We start from the raw sequence: 18,024 nt of genomic DNA, 5'->3' as shown, positions 1-18,024 counted from the left end.
GCCCTTCCTTTCCATCGGCTATTTTTTCGCCGCCTCATGCAACTCGCGCCAGTTCGCCACTTCGCGCCAGCCCAGGCGTTTGGCCGGCAATGCTCCGCTGGCAGCCTTGACGGCAGCCGCGCCGGGCATGCCGGGTTGCACCACCGCAAACTGCTTGCGCCCTTCGGCGCGTCCCGTCGCGCCGGCCACGCCGACCTGGCGCCCCACTTCGAGCATTTGCGGCGGCGCGCGCGCCAGGCCATCTTGCAAGCGGCCGGTTTCCTCGCCCGCCTGCACCGTGCCGGTGGCGTCGGCCGCAAAACCGCTCAGCACGTCGAGCACATACAGGCGCGTTGCCGGCCGGGCACAGGCGTCGCGCCCCGGCAGCACGGTGTTGAACGCCACCCGGCCCGCCGCCAGCACGGCGCCGTGCACGCTGCGCTCACCGGTTTTATCCGTACCGATAAAATCCAGGTACCAGCCATGCCTGGCGCCGCCGCCCGTGTAGTGCAAGGGTTCCCCGTCGATGGCCAGGCCGCCCGCGTCCGCCACCAGGCCCACCTTGCGTACCGCGAGATCGTCGCGGCCGCGCGTGGGGGTTTGTTCGCTCAGGTCGTCGTGCACGGCGTAAAACGATTGCGGCAGCAAGGCTGCCGGCCAGGTATCAGGAGATTCCATCAGCTTGCCGGTGCCGAACAGCAGCAGATAGCCGCCGCCCGGCGCATACGCCACCTTCAACTGCTGCGTCACGCTCTGGCGCCGGCCCTGCGCATCGCGCGCGACAAACACCAGCTTGCGCCCCATCTCGTCCTTCCACGGCGGACCGGTGCTCATGTCGATGCGCCAGATATTGCCCTGCAGATCGCCTGCGTACAGATAGTTCAGCGCGCCGTCATTGCCCGTCACCAGGGCTGGCGGCGCCAGGGCATACGCTCCCGCTGCGCCTTCGTCATTGCGCAGCGGCAATTTCAGCCGATGGTAATTGCTGCCAAGCAGCCACGGCGTACCGACGGCTTTGTCCAGCGCCAGCAGGAAGATGGCAGCGGCGGGACTGGCCGCAGCGCTGTCCTTGCCATCGTCCTGCGTATTGTTATAGCCGCTGGTCGCCACGACCATGTCGCGGTAGACCGGCTTGCCCTGCTTGCCGCCCATATTCAGGCGCGCAAAGGCGGGCGGCGCGCGCAGGTTGCCGATAATGGCATCGTCGCGGTCGGTAAATTCCCACAGCGCACCGTCCTGCGCAAAGCGCGCCGGATCGGTCACATCGAGCGCAAACACGCCTTGCGCACCGGCGCCCATGCTTGACGCCAGCACGGTTTTCCAGCGGCCCGCCGCCAGCACCTCCGCGCTGGCCGCCGCGCCGTCGAGCAAGGGTCCGGCATCGCCATCGGTGCCGCTGGCCAGCGCCGCCCTGGCCAGCAAGGCTTGCGGCAGATAGGCGTACACTTCGGTGCCGTTGCCGGCGTCAATCCCACGCAGCAGGCCGTCGCCGGTCGCCAGGTACAGCATCTTGCGCCGCTGCCGGGCGCGCTGGCGATGCTGCAGATAGTCAACACCGGGCAAGCCCAATCCTGGCGTGCCGACATACACGAGATTGCCATGCGGCGCTGCCGACAGGCCACCTGCGCGGCGGCGCAACAAGCCGCCCGGCTGGCCCACCTCGTGCGTGCGCTGGCCCAGCAGATAATCGAGTCTCACCGCTCCCTGCCCATCATCGTGAAGATCAAACGCGCGGCGCTGTTCCTTGTCGAGACGGTCCCAGGCCAGCGGCATCAGGGCGCCCTGTGCGTCCAGCGTATGGACGGGCCGATTTGACACCGAGCCGCCACTGATCTGCCATACCGGCTTGCCGGCCGCCACGTCGCCATCCACGCCCAGGCGAACAGCGTCACGCGACACGCGCATGGCGCCATCGGCCAGGTTGATGCGCGACTGAAACAAGTAGGCCTGCTCGGCGCCACTGGCCAGCGCCATCAGGGACGGCCCGGCGATGGTGGCAGCGACCGTGGCGCGGCGCGCTTGCCTGACGGCGGCGCGCAGCAGCGCGATCAGGGCCGGCGGATCGTTGCCGGGCAAATAGCGGGCGGGCCAGCGGCCATCCACGCTCCATTCAAAGTAGGCGTCGCCAGCGGTGGCGCGAAACGGATTGCCGTCGCCATTGTCGTCGGCAAAGCCGCCATACTTGGCCGCCAACAGCAGCGGCGAAGGCAGCGTGGCGGCATCGGGGCTGGCCGTCATTGCATGAAGATCGCCCGCATAATGCTCGACCGGTTCGCCGCCAGCACGCAGCGTTTGACGATGCGACCAGTAGGCCAGGCCGGCCGCATAAAAACTGGCGCCGTGCCGGCCATGCTCGAGCCGCTCGAGCGCCGCCAGGGCCGGCAGCGGCTGTGGATTGCCTTGCGTTGCATCGCTTTCCAGCACACCAACGGCGCGCGTCCAGGCCATCACATCGAACGGCGGCGTGGCGTAGGCATCGACGCCGCGCGCACGCTCGCCCGAGTTGGCCGCAGGAATATGGCCGGGCACATAGCGGTCCTGGGCGGCGCCGGCATCGCCCAGCGTGATGACGACTTGCCGCTGGCAACTGGCCTGTCGCGGATCGCGCCATGACGCCGGCGCTGCAGCCACGCTACTGGCCTGGCGCCCCTGCAGATAGCGCAACGATTCGTACAGCAATTCGGCTTGCGGCGCGCCCGCCGCATAGGCACCCAGGCTGGCCTCGTCACTGCGTCCCAGTGTATTGATATAGGCGATCGCGCCCTGGTTGCCGGCCTCCACTCCGGTTGCCGCACGCCACTGCGCCTCGGCGTTCTCTTCAGGCAAAAAATCGGGCGCACTCCAGCGCTGCGCGCCCGCATACACCAGCGGCGCCTGCAGCAAGCCGCCATATGCCGGCGCCCCGCTGGCATGGCCGAAAACGCCAACACGCACACGCTCGCCTTCACGCTGCAGCGCGCCCGCCGGTTTGTAGTTTTTCCCGTAAGCCATGCACAGATCGGGACGCGACGGCCCTTCGGCGCCATCGCACACCTGCACCCGCGCCAGGAAAACACCGAGCGCGCCGGACGTGCCCGGCGCCTCGCAACTGCCCTCAAGCGGCTGCGCGCCATCGCCGAACAGCAGACGGTTGCGGCAGGAGACGATGGCCAGTTGCTCCACCATAAATGGCGTGGCCTCGCGCACGCCGGCGCGCAACAGCTTGCGGGGAAAATAATCGGGATGGGCGTAAAAATCGACGCCGTTGTGACCGTCTGGCAGATAGGCGCGCTGCAAGACGGTCTTGCGCACCTCGTCGATCACGCGGTCGCCGCCCGTCAAGGCATAGCGCACGATATCGAGCAGGCTGGTCGCCGCCCAGTTCAGGAAGTTTCCGCTGAAACTGTCGCCACCGCAACTGTGCCGCGCATCGGCCATCTTGCTGGCGAAAAAGTGGGCCGTGGACAAGCGCCAGTCCGGCACGCTGACGCCCTCGCTGATGCGGTAGGGATAGCCGTAGCACCTGCGCGCATCGAAGTAGCCGGCATAGGCGTGCATGGCATCGTAATCGCCGGCATAGGCGGCGCCGGCGGCGGCATGGGAAAAAGACAGATTGAGCAGCAGATTGGGCGGCACCCTCGCGCCGTGCAAGCCGGTATCCGCCCGCGACAAGTCGACCAGCGGCGACGCGGCACCTGCCTGAGCCGCGGCCATCCACCAGATCAGCAGGGCAGCCAGCCAGCGCGCCATCATGGCGCTTCTCCCGGCGCCTGTCCCTGCTTCCTGTAGTAGGTTTGCAGTACCACCTGCGTGTCTTCCTGCGCGCCAAAACCGATGACCGTCACGCGGTACAGATAGCCGGCGCCGGACGGCACGCCGACCGGTGCATCGGCAGATGCGCCGGCCTCTTCGCCAGGAGGATGAAACGGCAGCAATTCGATCATGTAGCGCGGCCTCTTAAAGGGCAGAAAGCCCTGTCCGGTCTGCATTGCCGCCCCTGTGAACTGGCCATAGGCGACGGTGCCCGAGTCCGCCACGCCCAGGTCCGTGCTGAGCCAGACGGGCGGCGCGCCGCTGGCGGCCGGCAGGCACAGCCCGGGCTCCCCTTTGCAAGCGGGTGCAAAGCCGGCCGCGCTGTCGGGCGCGAACAAGGTGCTGCGGCCAGGTGCGCCGGGCAAGCCTTCGATATCGTGCTGCGCATCCATCAATGCCTCCTCGGCAGCCTGGAAAGCGATATGCCGGTCGCGCTCGCCGCGCGCCGCCTTTTCTCCCTGCAGGGCCATCTGCGCGGCCGATGCACCCAGCAGCAAGATGGCCACCAGCAGGCACAGCGCAAACACCAGTGTTGCGCCGCGCTCATGCGTTTGCCACTGCTCAGGCCGGCCCATTGCGCAGCACGATGGTCGCTTGCAGCAGCTGGCGCAGCCGCGCGCGCTGGGCCGGCGGCAGGCTGGCAGGCACGATGCGCACGCCAGGGTCCTGCGCGCCATGCGCGTTGGCATAAGCCGCGCCGAACAGGTCGAACTGCGCCGGGCCCGATTCGGTGCCGCCATGGCCGCCACCATGCAGCAGCAGCGCCACGCGCACGCTGGCGATGCGCTTCCAGTGCGTGCGGCGCTGCAAATCGCGCGCGCGTTCGGCCTCATCGGCGCCCACCAGCACCAACGCCGCGTCGCGCGCCTCAAGCGCGCTGGCGTTCACATACTGGTTGGCAATCCCATCGGGCGGGTTGTCGGTGTCGAGGCCGTACAGCACCTGGAAACTGTCGACGCCACGGATCAGGGCGTCGGCGCCCCAGCCAGTGCCGGCGCTGCTGCGATATTTGCAGCGCAGTTCCGCCTCGCCGTCGCCGCCATCGTCCTGCGCCACATAGAAAATGCTCCAGCCGCGCTGCGCTTCATTGCTTGCCGCGCCCACGCCAAAGCCGGCGCAATTGAGCACGGCGCCATCGCCGCCCTCGCCCTCGCCGCTGCCGTCAAAACGCAGGGCCAGCACGTCGCTGCCGTTGACGCTGCCCGCCAGAGGCGCGCTGATGCCTTCGCTGTTTTTGTTCAGACCGCGCGCGTCCAGGCCGGCGATATTGGCACTGTCGTGCGCCGCAGGGGTCAACGGCGCGGCGCTGGCGTCCCAGTTCACCCAGGCCGTCTGGCGCAGCGCGCGTGCAATCGCGTCGAAGGCGTAGCGGCCATTGTCGGCCAGGCGCGCCGACTCCAGCTGCTCCATGTAGCTGCGGCTGCTTGATAACAGCACCGTGCTCGAGGCCAGCATCAGCATGGCGCCCAGGCCCAGCGCCACCAGCAGCTCGACCAGCGTCATGCCACAGTGGCGCTGCGCACGGCCGCTCATGGCGCACCCGCCGCCAGTTGCATGGCGATTTTCGGCATGGCAGCGGCCTCCTGCGCGGCGCGGTCCCGCGCCTGCCGGCCACGCCAGCCCAGCTTGATGACGACCGGCGCGCCGTTGCCGCCGCTGCAGCTCCATTGCAAGCCCTGCGCGGCGGCATCCCAGGCGGCAACATCGCGGCAGATGCGCAGGCGCGCAGCGGGCAAGTCCTTGCGCAACTGCTGCTTCCATTCGGCGATATCGAATTGCGCCAGTTGCGCGGCGCCGCAGGCGGTGTCGCCAAGACAGTCGGGTGCGCCGCCGCTTTCTTCAACCGGGCCAGCCTCATAATCGAGGCCCAGATAGGGATTGTCGGCGTCAGGCAATTGCAGTTGCGCACTGTTGGCGCGCATGCGCTCGGCCATGCTGGCGGCCAGTTGCGTCGCCGCCGACAGCAAGGCCGATTCATGGCGCGCGCGCAAGGAAGACAACTGCATCGCGCTGCCACCCAACAGGCCCACGGCCAGCAGCAACAGCGCCACCAGCACTTCGATCAGGGTGCTGCCTTGGGCATGAACAGGATGGCGCATGCGTGCCTCCGCTTTCAGGGAAAGAGAAGAGTGACGGGCCAGGATCAGCCGGCCCTGCTACACGATAGGCTGTGCCTCGGGGTCAGGGATGAGGCAGCGCAAACGACGCGCGGATAAACGGAAGAGGCAGAAAAAAAGCGGCAACTGGATTGACCAGGCCGCTTGCTGAAGGAAAACAACTGTGATGCTCAAATCTTGCGCGGCTGGCCCACTTCGGCAATCGCATCCTGGAACTCGGCCAGGTCTTCGAAGTTCTTGTACACGGAGGCGTAGCGGATATAGGCGATCTTGTCGAGGCGCTTCAATTCCTGCATCACCAGTTCGCCGATATAGCCGGAATCGACTTCGCGCTTGCCGCTGGTCAGCAGTTTTTCTTCGATGGTGGCGATCGCCATGTCCAGCGAGGCGGCCGCGACGGGACGCTTGCGCAAGGCCAGCATCAGGCTGCCGCGCAACTTATCCGCAGCGAACTCCGTCCGGCTGCCATTCTTTTTGACCACGGCCGGCATAATGAGTTCAATCCGCTCGTAGGTGGTAAAACGCTTGTCGCATTTGCCGCAGCGGCGACGGCGGCGGATGGCATCGCCTTCCTCGGAGACGCGCGTATCGAGAACCTGGGTCTCGTCATGGTGGCAGAATGGACATTTCATGGGCAGTGGGGCAGCCTTCTGGTTCAAATGGAGCGCGGGCGCGCCGAACCACTCGGCGCGCCCGCAGGCATGACAGGAATGTGTCAGCCAGAATCTTACTCTGGAAGACACATACTGGACAAATAATTATGCAGCGTAGACCGGGTTGGCGTCCGCCAGCACTTTCACAGCCGCTTTCACACGCTCGATGGTGGCGGCGTCATGCGGGTTGTCCAGCACGTCGGCGATCAGGTTGCCCACTTGCACTGCTTCGGCTTCCTTGAAACCGCGCGTCGTCATCGCCGGGCTACCCAGGCGGATGCCCGAGGTGACGAAAGGTTTTTGCGGGTCGTTCGGGATGCCGTTCTTGTTGCAGGTGATGTGCGCGGAACCGAGGATGGCTTCGGCTTCCTTGCCCGTCAGGTTCTTGGCGCGCAGGTCGACCAGCATGACGTGCGATTCGGTGCCGCCGGAAACGATGCGCAGACCGCGCGCGATCAGGGTCTTGGCCAGCGCGTCGGCGTTTTTCACAACCTGCGTCTGGTATGCAACGAACTCTGGGCTCAGCGCTTCTTTGAAGGCAACGGCCTTGCCGGCGATCACGTGCATCAGCGGGCCGCCCTGGATACCAGGGAAGATGGCCGAGTTGATGGCTTTTTCGTGCTCGGCCTTCATCAGGATGATGCCGCCGCGCGGGCCACGCAGGGATTTATGCGTGGTCGAGGTGACGAAGTCGGCGAACGGCACCGGGTTAGGATACAGGCCGGCGGCGATCAGGCCGGCGTAGTGGGCCATGTCGACCATGAAGTAAGCGCCAACTTCCTTGGCGACCTTCGAGAAACGCTCGAAGTCGATCTTTTTCGAGAACGCCGAGGCGCCGGCGATGATCAGCCTGGGTTTGCGTTCACGGGCCAGGCGTTCCATGGCTTCGTAGTCGATGTCTTCTTCCGCCGTCAAGCCGTAGGAGACCACATCGAACCATTTGCCGGACATGTTGAGCGGCATGCCGTGGGTCAGGTGGCCGCCTTCGGCCAGCGACATGCCCATGATCAGGTCGCCCGGTTTCAGTACGGCGAAGAACACGCCCTGGTTTGCTTGCGAGCCCGAGTTCGGCTGCACATTGGCCGCTTCGGCGCCGAACAGTTGCTTGACGCGGTCGATGGCCAGTTGCTCGGCAACGTCGACGTATTCGCAGCCGCCGTAGTAGCGCTTGCCCGGATAGCCTTCGGCGTACTTGTTCGTCAGTTGCGAGCCTTGCGCTTCCATTACGGCCGGCGAGGTATAGTTTTCCGACGCGATCAGTTCGATATGGTCGTGCTGGCGCTGGTTTTCTTTTTGAATAACGGCGAACAGTTCAGGATCGACGTTGGCGAGGTTGTGATCTTTTGCAAACATGTAAAAACTCCAAGGATGTGGGTGCTTGTACTGGCAGGTTGGATCGAATGAGGGGAGCCGGCGTTAACTGAATAACAAGAACGGATAGGCAGCCTCTTCGCGCAATTCCATCGGTGGCTGCCCAGGCGAACGGCTGATGAAATCTCACGTTTCCCGGTGGATGCCCACCTTTCGCCGGCAATCATCGCACCATAATGGGGATAATTGCGGCTTTTCGCCAGTCACGTGAGACGTAATGGAAGTCAAATTGTAAGTTAAGTACCCAAATTGAGCAAGGAAAGCTGCGGATCGCCCGTGCTGCGGCTATAATCCCCGCGCATCAGGCCGCGACAACGTGATCACAGGCCGCTTTGCGGGAATAGTTGCTTTTATTTAAGCTTCGCTTAAACCTGGAGGCACCTTGTAAGCGTATGTTACGGGACTTGTCATTGTATTCAGTGATCTGGGAATATGCTGCATTGCAATGTTTGGGGGAATGCACTTGGCTTTTCAGCAAGCGATTCCCGTCATGATCAGAAAAATCGCGTAAAATGTTGCTCAATCTCACTACTGGCGCCATCAACATGCCTTCAGTCTTTCACTGGGAAGTACGGGTCTATTATGAAGACACCGACGCCGGTGGCATTGTCTACTACGCCAACTACCTGAAGTTTTTCGAACGCGCACGGACCGAATGGCTGCGCGCGATCGGTGTTGGCCAGCAAGTATTGCTGGAGCAGCACGACGCGCTGTTCGTGGTCAAAAGCGTCAGTGTCGACTATCATGCGCCGGCAAGACTTGATGACACGGTAAGATTAACGTTAAACATCGCCAAAATGGGACGCGCTTCCATCGTTTTCCTGCAACAAGCCTGGCGTGGCGAGACCTTGCTCAATACCGCCCAGGTCAAGGTCGGCTGCGTCGATTCAAGCATGCGCCCGCGCGCCGTGCCCGTGCCAGTAGCCGAACGCATGCGCGCCGCCTGAACCGCCCCACTCCCGGATAATTCACCACAGACTGCCCGCCAATGAACGTTACACAAGATCTTTCTTTCCTCGCGCTCATCACCAATGCCCACCTGATCGTGCAACTGATCATGGCCCTGCTGCTGCTGATCTCCCTGACCAGCTGGACCTATATCTTCCGCAAGATGTTCGCCGTGCGCGCCGCGCGCAAGCAGACCATCGAATTCGAACGCAGTTTCTGGGCCGGCGGCAACCTGCACGCGCTGCACCAGAGCGCCAGCGGCAACCGCGACCAGAGCGGCGCGCTGGCGCGCATCTTTGACGCCGGCATGGGCGAATTCATCAAGGGCAAGGCCTCGTACGGTTCGCGCGAAGCACTGGACGTCAGTGCCGTGCTCGACGGCGCACGCCGCGCCATGCGCGCCGCCTTCCAGCGTGAAATGGACGTGCTCGAATCACACCTGGCCTTCCTGGCGTCGGTCGGCTCCGTGTCACCCTACATCGGCCTGCTCGGCACCGTCTGGGGCATCATGAACGCCTTCCGCGGCCTGGCCAACGTGCAGCAAGCCACCCTGGCAGCGGTCGCGCCCGGTATTGCCGAAGCGCTGATCGCCACCGCCATCGGCCTGTTCGCGGCGATTCCTGCCGTCGTCGCCTACAACCGTTTTTCGCACGATATCGACCGCCTGGCGATCCGCTTCGAGAGCTTCGTCGAAGAATTCTCCAACATCTTGCAGCGCCAGTCGCGCTAACCGGAAGGACTGCTGATGGGTTCCTCATTCAATAGCGGCGGCATGCGCGGCGGCCGTGGCCGCAAGTTCAAGTCGGAAATCAACGTCGTGCCGTATATCGACGTGATGCTGGTGCTCCTGATCATTTTCATGGTGATGCCGTCGTCGAACAATCCGAGCGTGGTGGACTTGCCAAACGCGGAAAAAACCACCAAACCGCCCGATGACTATATCCAGATCGTCTTGAAGCCGAACGGCTCGCTGTCGATCGGCGTGATCGGCAAGCAGCAACTGGCGCCGGAAACGGAACCGAACCGCGACGCCCTGCTGCGCAATCTGCGTGGCCTGCATGAAAGCAATCCGGACTATCCGGTGCTGATCGCCGGCGACAAGGAAAGCAAGTATGACGATGTGATCCAGCTCATTTCCGAAGCGAAAAAAATGGGCATCAACCGCGTCGGCCTGGCCACCAAGTAACAGCAAGCGCATACACGAACCTGACGTTTTAAAGACCGAACCTTGCAGACGAAACCTACCGACCATGTACTCGGCACCCCTTATCGGGTGCCGCGCGAACGCAGCCGCTGGCCCTCGCTGGGCCTGGCGCTGGCGATGCATCTTGGCCTGCTCTTTTTCCTGTGGGTCGGCGTACACTGGCAAAATACGGAACCGGTGGCGGTGGAAGCGGAAGTGTGGGACCTGAAGGTGCAGACGGCCGCGCCGCCGCCTGAAGTGACGACCGACCCGGAACCGGCCCCGGCCCCGCCGCCGACGCCCGAACCGGAAGTGGAACAGCCGGCGCCACCGCCGCCGCCACCGGTGGCAGCGCCCGAGCCGAAGGTCGACTTGCGCGAAGCGGAAATTGCGCTCGAACGCAAGAAAGCCAAGCTGAAGGAAGAGAAGGAAAAAGCCGCCGCCGAAGAGCGCCGCAAAGAGGAAGCGAAAGAACGCGAGGAGGAAAAGCGCGAACTGGAAAAACAGAAGCAGAAAGAAAAAGCCAAGGCCGAGAAGCTGGAAAAAGAGAAAGAAAAAGAGAAAGCCGACAAGCTGGAAAAGGCGAAGAAGGAAAAGGCCGACAAGGAAAAAGCCGAGAAGGCGGAAAAAGCGGCGGAAGAAAAAGCCGAGAAGGAAGCAGCCCAGAAAAAAGAGGCGGCCGAGAAAGCGGCCAAGGCCAAGAAAGCGGCGGCGGAAAAAGATAAAGCCGACAAGATACGTGCCGACAACCTGAAACGGATGATGGATCAGGCAGGCAACGGCACGGCAGGCTCGGCCGCGAAAGCGACCGCGCCACGCAAGGACAGCGGCTATGTCGCTGCCCTGACGAGCAAGATCAAGGGCAATATCGCGTACAGCGGCAGCACCGACGTGCCGGGCAACCCGCGCGCCGTGTTCAAGATCGAGCAACTGCCAACTGGGGAAATTATTTCTGTCCGAAAGATAAAGAGCAGCGGACTGCCGGCCTATGACAGCTCGGTGGAAAACGCCATTAATAAATCGTCGCCCCTGCCGAAGAAAAAAGACGGCAGCGTGGAACGCGAAATTGAACTCATATTCGAGATGAAGGAATAGCCAATGATGATCATGAAAAAAATGAGTTACGTGGTGCTGTGCGCCGGCCTGCTGCTGGGAGCGTCCAGCGCCCAGGCGCAGCTGCGCGTGGAAATTACCGGTATCGGCAGCAACCAGATTCCGGTCGCCATCGCCAACTTTGCCAACGAATCGGCAGCACCGCAATCGCTGTCCGGCATCATCAAGGCCGATCTGGCGCGCAGCGGCGTGTTCAAGATTATCGACGGCGCGGAAATGTCGGAAACGGCACCCGTCAGCTATGACCAGTGGAAGTCGCGCGGCGCCGACGCGCTGGCCGCCGGCAGCGTGCAGGCCCTGGCCGACGGCCGCCTCGACGTGCGCTACAAGCTGTACGACACCGTCAAGAGCGCCCAGCTGTCGAGCATGAACAACGCGGCCGCGCCGCAGTTCAATCGCTTGCTGGCGCACAAGATCGCCGACGATATCTATGAAAAACTGACCGGCACCAAGGGCGCTTTCGCCACCCGCATCGCCTACGTGACGCAAACGGGGCGCGAATACCGCCTGGAAGTGGCCGACGCCGACGGCGAAGGCATCCAGGTCGCGCTGCGCTCGAACGAGCCGATCATTTCGCCTTCGTGGTCGCCGGACGGCACCAAGGTGGCTTACGTGTCGTTTGAAAAGAAAAAACCGATCGTCTACGTGCAGAACCTGGTGACGCGCCAGCGCACCATCGTCTCGAATGAAAAAGGCAGCAACTCGGCGCCAAGCTGGAGCCCGGACGGCAACAGCCTGGCCGTGGCCCTGTCGCGCGACGGCCACACTCAGGTCTATACCGTCAATGCCGATGGCAGCGGCCTGCGCCGCGTCAGCAACAGCAGCGGCATCGATACCGAACCCCAGTTTTCGGCCGATGGCCAAAGCATTTACTTCACCAGCGATCGCAGCGGCGGACCACAAATCTACCGCATGTCGAGCAGCGGCGGCGAAGCCAAGCGCGTGACGTTTGGCGGCTCCTACAACATCAGCCCGCGGATCTCGTCCGACGGGAAGACACTCGCTTATATCTCCCGTCGGGATGGCAATTTCCAGCTCTACGCGCTCGACCTGGCCAGTGGCCAGGAACTGCGCCTGTCGGACACCGCCAACGACGAATCACCGAGCTTTTCGCCCAACGGGAAATATATCATGTACGCGACCGAATCCGGACGACGCAAGTCGCTGGCAGTGGTATCGGTGGATGGCCGCGTCAAACAGCGTTTGACTACGCAAGCTGGCAATATCAAGGAGCCCACCTGGGGTCCTTTCATGAAGTAAATGCTGTACAGTTGCACCTTTAACCATTGACCCGGAGAATACAAAAATGAGTAACTTCAAAAGCCTGGCATTCATCGCCGCCGCCGCTACACTGCTGTCCGCTTGCAGCACCCCAGTGAAACTGGCGGAAACTCCAGTTGTCGAGCGCGCGCCTCAGGCAGCACCAGCAGCGCCTGCGGACCCACGCCAGGTACAGCCAGTGACGACCGGTTCGGTCGATCCGCTGGACGATCCGAAAGGCGTGCTGGCCAACCGTAGCGTCTACTTCGACTTCGACAAATACGTCGTCCGTGAAGCCGACACCGCCGTGGTGCAAAACCACGCTGCCTACCTGGTCAAAACCCCTGCGCGCAAGATCCTGATCCAAGGTAACACCGATGAACGCGGTGGCGCTGAGTACAACCTGGCCCTGGGCCAGAAACGTGCTGAAGCCGTGCGTAAATCGATGTCGGCCCTGGGCGTATCGGAAGGCCAGATGGAAGCCGTATCGCTGGGCAAGGAAAAGCCTAAAGCACAAGGCAGCAACGAAGCAGCATGGGCTGAAAACCGCCGCGCTGACATCGTTTATTGATGGTTTGCCGCTGACGGCCCGGGCGCGATAAGCGTATCGCTTGCCCGGGGCCAGTCACAGGCATGATAATGGGGCGCTGCGCGGCAATACCGCCTGGCGCCCTGTTTGCATGTATGCGTAACTTTTGAAAGCCCGACCCATGATGACATTCTCAAAAGCCGGCCTCGCCGCCGCCTTGATGGCCGCATTCGCCTCGCTGCCCCTGCACGCCAACGCCGCCCTGTTCGACGACGACGAAGCCCGCAAAGCCATCCTGGAGCTGCGCAGCAAGGTCGATGCCCTGGCGCGCGACCTCAACGAGCGCGTCGAAACCAAGGCCGACAAGACCAGCACGCTGTCCCTGATCAACCAGCACGACCAGACCATGCAAGAGATCGCCCGCCTGCGCGGCCAGATCGAAGTGCTGGGCAATGACCTGGCCAATACGCAAAAACGCCAGAAAGATTTCTACACCGACCTCGACGCCCGCCTGCGCAAGCTCGAGCCGCGCCAGGTCACCATCGACGGCCAGGAAGCGGCCGTCGGCGTGTCCGAGCAGAGCGCCTACGACGCCGCCTTCGGCGTGTTCAAGTCGGGCGACTACAAGGCCGCCGCCACTGCCCTCGACGCCTTCGTGAAGCGCTATCCGGAATCGGCCTACGCGGCCAATGCGCAATACTGGCTGGGCAACGCCTTCTACGCCCAGCGCGACTGCAAGAGCGCCATCAGCGCCCAGCAAGTGGTGCTGAAGAACTACCCGGACAGCCCGAAAGCGCCGGACGCCATGCTCAATATCGCCAGCTGCTACACCGAGCTGAAAGACAAGGCCAACGCCACCAAGACGCTGAACGCCCTGATCGCGCGCTACCCGGACTCCAGCGCCGCGCAGGCGGCCAAGGAACGCGGCGGCAAGAAGTAAGCTGAAGCCTGCACCATAGCAAAAAGTTGCCCGTGGCGTTTGACAGAATCCCGGGCACGCCCTATAATCTTTCTTCTTCGGGTCGTTAGCTCAGCTGGTAGAGCAGCGGACTTTTAATCCGTTGGTCGCAGGTTCGAATCCCGCACGGCCTACCACGAATACGCAGTCCTGTTCTGCTTGCAGAAGTTATCGCAAGCATTTTTTTACTGCACAGTGTTACCGAAGTTGTTGTAAAAAGTTTTTGGGTCGTTAGCTCAGCTGGTAGAGCAGCGGACTTTTAATCCGTTGGTCGCAGGTTCGAATCCCGCACGGCCTACCAAATACTTGAAAAAGCCCACGAATTGCGGTTCGTGGGCTTTTTTGTTTTCTAGACTTGCCTGGTACGCAGCCACTCTTTCAGCGCATCATTCATGCGTGTTTGCCAGCCCTCCCCCGTCGCCTTGAACGCGTCGACAATCTCGGCATCAAAACGTATCGTGGTGCTGACCTTGCTGCCACCACCGGCTGGCCGGCCACGCCGCCTGGCAAGCTCCGCTTGCGGATGCGACACGACGCTTGATGCCATCAAAAGTGATCCTCATTATTTATTGTAGTAACAAATAATCGAAGAACCAGTTATTTTTCATGCTCCTGTCATCGGTTTATCAATCAAGCCGCAGCATGATGACTACGCTCACTCCACCCCCGGTATCTCCGTATTGTGGAACCTGCTCATCCCCACCACGCGGGTCTTGCTGTCCGCATAGCTCAGCTCGATCTGGTCGCCGGGTTTGGTCAGCACCAGTTCTTCCGACAGATCCGAGCTGCCCGTAAAGATGGTGGCGAGCGTCTTGTCGCCGGTGTTGATGGTGAGGTAGTACATGGTCTGGTTGTTGCGAAATTCGGCGGCGATGCGCACTACCGCACCCTTGATGGCCACTTCGCGCGCTTCGCTGCCGATGTCGGCGGCGAGGCGGTTGCTCGAACGCCTGGACTGGTAGCTGCGCAGTGTCGCGTTCAGGGTGTCGGCCACGCCGATGACCTGGTTGTTGCGCATGTCGACCATGCCGAACGCGCGCGAGACGCCCTGCACGTCGCGCAGCGCCATCACGTAGGTGGGGGCACCGTTGACCAGGAAAGGCAGCGGGTTGGTGGCCCTGTAGTGCTTTTCGGGGTTGACGTTTTCCACCGCGTGGGCGGCCGTGGCCTGCGACACGGAAGGCACCTTGAACCAGCGCACTACCTTGGTGCGCGAGTCGACAAAGTAGAAGCCGGACAGGCCGTTGTTCTGGCCTTTCGAGGTCATGCCGCCGACCCAGTACGGGCGCTGGTCGGAGCCATAGACGAGGTCGAGCACGCCATCGACGCGCAAGCGTCCTTCGTTGTTCAGGTTGATGTAGCCGTGCACGTATTCGCCGCGGTCCTGCATTTGTTCCAGGATGAATTCCTCGGCCTGAATGCGGTCCACCCATGCCGGTTCCGTGCCCATCTTGTAGCGCTTGACGACGCCGGTCACGGCATTGACGGTGATGATGCCGCTCGACTCGCTGCCTGAAAAACCCACCCTGTGTTCGTACACGGTGCCGACGTAATACGGCACGCCATCGTCATCGATTTCCGGCTCGAAGTCGGTCAGGCCGACCGTGAAATTCCCGGACAGATAGGCATGGCGTTCCACATAATCGCCAAAATAGGCCGACTGCAGAAAGCGCATCTTCAGGGGCTTGCCGTCGAGCTCCATCACCAGCTTCACGTCGGCCGGGTCATGCGCCGACACCACCAGGTAGCCCGGGGTGGCGCCGTCCGCAAACCACTTGAAAAAACCGCTGTGTTCGAGGAAGGCTACCCACACCAACTTGTCCCTGACCAGTTGCTTCACCGGCGTGCCGACCGCCACTTGCGAGCCCAGCGAAGCGATTTCGGACAGGCGTTTTTGCATCGCCTGCAGCGCCATGTCCTGCGACACCAGCGGTGCCTGGTCGATATCAATCGGCGGCAAGGCGTCATGGAAGTTGGCCGGCGTTTCCGCGCCCAGCATCTTGTAATAGGCGTTGGCATGCAGGATCGGTGCGCTGGTCAGGAAGACGACCGCGCCGAACAGCGCGGCGAGAAACAGCCACAGCGCGGCGATAGCCTTGCGGCCCATCAGGGCGACTGCCGGCAGACCCGCGATCAGCACCACGACATAGATGCCGGCAAAGTCCAGGCCCAGGGTCGGCGCCTGGAAATAGCCCAGCGCCAGCAGCAGCAGGACGGACAGCACCAGGCCAATGATGCGTGCCGGGCCGCCATGGGCCACGCTAGCTCGCACCGGTATTTTTTTATAGAAGACGGACATGAGAACTGATGTTGACTGTTAGCAAGTTCTACAGCATAGCATCTTGTTCACAGTCAGTATCAGCCAGGCCTTGCACGATTACACCGGCGCAGCATCTCCCCGTACCGCCGCTTCAATCGCCGCCACGTCGATCTTGCGCATGTCCATCATCGCCGCGAAGGCGCGCCGGGCGACTTCGCCGCCTTGCGCCATGGCGTCCGTCAGCACGCGCGGCGTGATCTGCCACGATACGCCCCACCGGTCCTTGCACCAGCCACATTCACTTTCCGCGCCGCCATGCTCGACGATGGCGTTCCAGTAGCGGTCGGTTTCTTCCTGGTCATCGGTGGCGACCTGGAACGAGAATGCTTCGTTATGCTTGAAGGTGGCACCGCCATTGAGGCCGATGCAGGCCACGCCGCAGACGGTAAACTCGACCACCAGCGCCGCGCCGGCCTTGCCGCCCGGGTAGTCGGATGGCGCATGGTGGATCGCGCCAACGCTGCTGTCGGGAAAGGTGCGGGCGTAAAAATTGGCGGCCTCTTGCGCCTCATGGTCATACCAGAGGCAGATCGTGTTCTTTGCCATCATGATGCTCCTTGAAGATGCACCTAATGTACAAGGTAAAAGCCGCACAGGCTTGTACCTTACGGACAAGCAATCATGACAATATTCAAGCCGATATCGGCCGCACCAGCGCCCTGCCCAGCAGCGCCTGCACCATGCGTCCCAGCGGCACTTCCACCCAGCGGTGAAAAGCCGTGCCGGCAGCCAGGCTGGCGGCCCAGGCCGTCAGCATGCCCAGCGCCTGCCATTCGGGTTCGAGCGGCGCGTAGCGCACAAAGGCCGTGTTGACCAGCAGGCTGACGGGAAAATGGATCAGGAACACGGCATAGGAAATACGGCCCAGGGTATTGACGGCGGCACCAAGCGGGCCAGTCAAGACCTTGACGCTGCGTCCACACAGGAACAGCACGCAGGCCACCGCCAGCGCCAGTTCGATGCGGGTGCGAAACGCCAGCGCCAGCGCCAGCCAGGCCGGTACGATCAGCAACAGCAGCATGATGGTGGCGGCATGGCCCTGGCGGCGCGGATCGCTGGCCCACCAGGCCAACAGCCCCAGGCCATAGCTGCCGAAGAAATAGGGCGCCCAGTTGTCCCAGCCAGCGTCGCGGTTGAAGTACAGCAGCGAAGCGGCCACGCACAAGGCGACGATGGCCGGCACCAGCCACGGCAGGCGCCGCTGGCCGGCGATGCGGCCCGTGCTCCAGAACAGCAGCGCCGCCAGCGCATAGAGCTGAAAGTCGATCGCCACATACCAGGCGCCGGCCGACAGGGATTCATAGCCGAGCACGCCGTGCAGCAGCAAGGCATGGGCGCCGATCTGGCTGAAGGTGGCCGGCGCCGAAATCGACTCGTGGGTCATGACACTGGCGGCCAGCGCATTGGCCAGCACCGCGATCAGGGTGGCGGCGACAAAAGGCGGCGCCAGCTTGGCGTAGCGGCGCCAGATCGCCGACCACGGCGACGGCGACGCGGCCAATGCCAGGCCAGGCAAACCGGCGGGCGACAGCGACCTGGCGGCCAGGAAGCCGCCGATCACCAGGAACACTTGCACGGCGATGCGCGCACTGTCGCCCAGCCAGTCCAGCAGGGCTGGCCACATGGGCTGCACATAGTCCGACATCGGACCGTAAAACGCCAGGTGGTGCAACACGATCAGTTGCGCCGCGCCCGCTTTCAAACCATTGATCCAGCCAAACTGCGGACGATTTTTCAGGTCCGCCTGAACTGCCTTTGCTACCGTCATTCCCTATCCTTGCCTTGCCAGGTACTTTTCGCC

The 18,024-nt window shown here is 62.9% G+C and carries 16 protein-coding genes, 2 tRNA genes, 1 pseudogene and 1 riboswitch; of the genes and pseudogenes, 9 read left to right on the top strand and 10 right to left on the bottom strand.

The features are described from left to right. Positions 1 to 18 precede the first annotated feature (18 nt). The 6 genes from CD932_RS26810 to glyA form a co-directional block, all read right to left on the bottom strand. Positions 19 to 3,711 carry a pilus assembly protein gene (locus CD932_RS26810; protein WP_094445945.1) on the bottom strand — a complete coding sequence of 1,231 codons (3,693 nt, stop codon included), beginning with the start codon at positions 3,709 to 3,711 and terminating at the stop codon, positions 19 to 21. Then, on the bottom strand, positions 3,708 to 4,346 hold the full coding sequence (locus CD932_RS26805; protein WP_094445944.1) for a PilX N-terminal domain-containing pilus assembly protein: 639 nt from the start codon (positions 4,344 to 4,346) through the stop codon (positions 3,708 to 3,710). The genes CD932_RS26810 and CD932_RS26805 overlap by 4 nt, the downstream gene beginning before the upstream one ends. Next, complete coding sequence (locus CD932_RS26800; RefSeq protein WP_094445943.1) at positions 4,333 to 5,304, bottom strand: PilW family protein; 972 nt, start codon at positions 5,302 to 5,304, stop codon at positions 4,333 to 4,335. Before CD932_RS26800 ends, CD932_RS26805 begins: the two co-directional genes overlap by 14 nt. Next, a complete protein-coding gene (gene pilV, locus CD932_RS26795) occupies positions 5,301 to 5,870 on the bottom strand; it encodes a type IV pilus modification protein PilV (protein ID WP_094445942.1) in 570 nt (189 codons plus the stop codon). The genes CD932_RS26800 and pilV overlap by 4 nt, the downstream gene beginning before the upstream one ends. 188 nt (positions 5,871 to 6,058) lie before the next feature. Next, positions 6,059 to 6,520 (bottom strand): transcriptional regulator NrdR, encoded by a 462-nt coding sequence (gene nrdR / locus CD932_RS26790; RefSeq protein WP_094445941.1) that lies wholly within the window; start codon positions 6,518 to 6,520, stop codon positions 6,059 to 6,061. 126 nt (positions 6,521 to 6,646) lie between these two features. After that, the gene (gene glyA / locus CD932_RS26785) at positions 6,647 to 7,894 is read right to left on the bottom strand and encodes a serine hydroxymethyltransferase (protein ID WP_094445940.1); all 1,248 of its coding nucleotides are present in this window, start codon (positions 7,892 to 7,894) and stop codon (positions 6,647 to 6,649) included. A gap of 112 nt (positions 7,895 to 8,006) precedes the next feature. Further along, positions 8,007 to 8,129: riboswitch (ZMP/ZTP riboswitch) on the bottom strand. 328 nt (positions 8,130 to 8,457) lie between these two features. Here glyA and ybgC point away from each other — a divergent pair. The 9 genes from ybgC (at position 8,458) to CD932_RS26740 (ending at position 14,204) form a co-directional block, all read left to right on the top strand. Beyond that, positions 8,458 to 8,859 (top strand): tol-pal system-associated acyl-CoA thioesterase, encoded by a 402-nt coding sequence (gene ybgC / locus CD932_RS26780; protein WP_094446138.1) that lies wholly within the window; start codon positions 8,458 to 8,460, stop codon positions 8,857 to 8,859. Between the two features lie 41 nt (positions 8,860 to 8,900). Then, the gene (tolQ, locus tag CD932_RS26775; RefSeq protein ID WP_094445939.1) at positions 8,901 to 9,590 is read left to right on the top strand and encodes a protein TolQ; all 690 of its coding nucleotides are present in this window, start codon (positions 8,901 to 8,903) and stop codon (positions 9,588 to 9,590) included. A 15-nt stretch (positions 9,591 to 9,605) separates the two neighbouring features. Continuing rightward, positions 9,606 to 10,046, top strand: coding sequence for an ExbD/TolR family protein (locus CD932_RS26770; protein ID WP_065305980.1), 441 nt, complete (start codon positions 9,606 to 9,608; stop codon positions 10,044 to 10,046). 42 nt (positions 10,047 to 10,088) lie between these two features. Continuing rightward, positions 10,089 to 11,138, top strand: a complete 1,050-nt coding sequence (gene tolA, locus CD932_RS26765; protein WP_094445938.1) for a cell envelope integrity protein TolA — start codon at positions 10,089 to 10,091, stop codon at positions 11,136 to 11,138. A 3-nt stretch (positions 11,139 to 11,141) separates the two neighbouring features. Continuing rightward, complete coding sequence (tolB, locus tag CD932_RS26760; RefSeq protein WP_094445937.1) at positions 11,142 to 12,416, top strand: Tol-Pal system beta propeller repeat protein TolB; 1,275 nt, start codon at positions 11,142 to 11,144, stop codon at positions 12,414 to 12,416. A 46-nt stretch (positions 12,417 to 12,462) separates the two neighbouring features. Continuing rightward, positions 12,463 to 12,987, top strand: a complete 525-nt coding sequence (gene pal / locus CD932_RS26755) for a peptidoglycan-associated lipoprotein Pal (protein ID WP_094445936.1) — start codon at positions 12,463 to 12,465, stop codon at positions 12,985 to 12,987. 139 nt (positions 12,988 to 13,126) lie between these two features. Further along, positions 13,127 to 13,885, top strand: a complete 759-nt coding sequence (gene ybgF, locus CD932_RS26750; protein ID WP_094445935.1) for a tol-pal system protein YbgF — start codon at positions 13,127 to 13,129, stop codon at positions 13,883 to 13,885. A gap of 79 nt (positions 13,886 to 13,964) precedes the next feature. Beyond that, positions 13,965 to 14,040: transfer RNA gene (locus tag CD932_RS26745), tRNA-Lys, on the top strand. Positions 14,041 to 14,128: 88 nt separating this feature from the next. Next, positions 14,129 to 14,204, top strand: a tRNA-Lys gene (locus CD932_RS26740). A 48-nt stretch (positions 14,205 to 14,252) separates the two neighbouring features. Here the strand turns inward: CD932_RS26740 and CD932_RS26735 are convergent. The 4 genes and pseudogenes from CD932_RS26735 to CD932_RS26720 form a co-directional block, all read right to left on the bottom strand. Then, positions 14,253 to 14,420: pseudogene (locus CD932_RS26735) on the bottom strand (BrnA antitoxin family protein); the annotation flags it as partial. 138 nt (positions 14,421 to 14,558) lie between these two features. After that, complete coding sequence (locus CD932_RS26730) at positions 14,559 to 16,202, bottom strand: hypothetical protein (protein WP_141213390.1); 1,644 nt, start codon at positions 16,200 to 16,202, stop codon at positions 14,559 to 14,561. Positions 16,203 to 16,280: 78 nt separating this feature from the next. Continuing rightward, positions 16,281 to 16,772 carry a VOC family protein gene (locus CD932_RS26725; protein WP_217907388.1) on the bottom strand — a complete coding sequence of 164 codons (492 nt, stop codon included), beginning with the start codon at positions 16,770 to 16,772 and terminating at the stop codon, positions 16,281 to 16,283. Between the two features lie 82 nt (positions 16,773 to 16,854). Beyond that, positions 16,855 to 17,991, bottom strand: a complete 1,137-nt coding sequence (locus tag CD932_RS26720; RefSeq protein WP_094445933.1) for an acyltransferase — start codon at positions 17,989 to 17,991, stop codon at positions 16,855 to 16,857. Positions 17,992 to 18,024 lie beyond the last annotated feature (33 nt).

The sequence above is a fragment of the Janthinobacterium sp. PC23-8 genome (genome assembly GCF_002250505.1).
Taxonomy (GTDB): domain Bacteria; phylum Pseudomonadota; class Gammaproteobacteria; order Burkholderiales; family Burkholderiaceae_D; genus Janthinobacterium.
This window is presented reverse-complemented; position numbering and strand designations above follow the sequence as displayed.

Bases quoted from the DNA above. Each gene is read 5' to 3' on its own strand.
- CD932_RS26730 (WP_141213390.1), bottom strand. From the start codon at position 16,202: ATGTCCGTCTTCTATAAAAAAATACCGGTGCGAGCTAGCGTGGCCCAT.
- CD932_RS26800 (WP_094445943.1), bottom strand. From the start codon at position 5,304: ATGAGCGGCCGTGCGCAGCGCCACTGTGGCATGACGCTGGTCGAGCTG.
- CD932_RS26770 (WP_065305980.1), top strand. From the start codon at position 9,606: ATGGGTTCCTCATTCAATAGCGGCGGCATGCGCGGCGGCCGTGGCCGC.
- tolB (WP_094445937.1), top strand. From the start codon at position 11,142: ATGATGATCATGAAAAAAATGAGTTACGTGGTGCTGTGCGCCGGCCTG.
- CD932_RS26805 (WP_094445944.1), bottom strand. From the start codon at position 4,346: ATGGGCCGGCCTGAGCAGTGGCAAACGCATGAGCGCGGCGCAACACTG.
- ybgC (WP_094446138.1), top strand. From the start codon at position 8,458: ATGCCTTCAGTCTTTCACTGGGAAGTACGGGTCTATTATGAAGACACC.
- pal (WP_094445936.1), top strand. From the start codon at position 12,463: ATGAGTAACTTCAAAAGCCTGGCATTCATCGCCGCCGCCGCTACACTG.
- pilV (WP_094445942.1), bottom strand. From the start codon at position 5,870: ATGCGCCATCCTGTTCATGCCCAAGGCAGCACCCTGATCGAAGTGCTG.
- CD932_RS26725 (WP_217907388.1), bottom strand. From the start codon at position 16,772: ATGATGGCAAAGAACACGATCTGCCTCTGGTATGACCATGAGGCGCAA.
- CD932_RS26810 (WP_094445945.1), bottom strand. From the start codon at position 3,711: ATGATGGCGCGCTGGCTGGCTGCCCTGCTGATCTGGTGGATGGCCGCG.
- glyA (WP_094445940.1), bottom strand. From the start codon at position 7,894: ATGTTTGCAAAAGATCACAACCTCGCCAACGTCGATCCTGAACTGTTC.
- CD932_RS26720 (WP_094445933.1), bottom strand. From the start codon at position 17,991: ATGACGGTAGCAAAGGCAGTTCAGGCGGACCTGAAAAATCGTCCGCAG.
- ybgF (WP_094445935.1), top strand. From the start codon at position 13,127: ATGATGACATTCTCAAAAGCCGGCCTCGCCGCCGCCTTGATGGCCGCA.
- nrdR (WP_094445941.1), bottom strand. From the start codon at position 6,520: ATGAAATGTCCATTCTGCCACCATGACGAGACCCAGGTTCTCGATACG.
- tolQ (WP_094445939.1), top strand. From the start codon at position 8,901: ATGAACGTTACACAAGATCTTTCTTTCCTCGCGCTCATCACCAATGCC.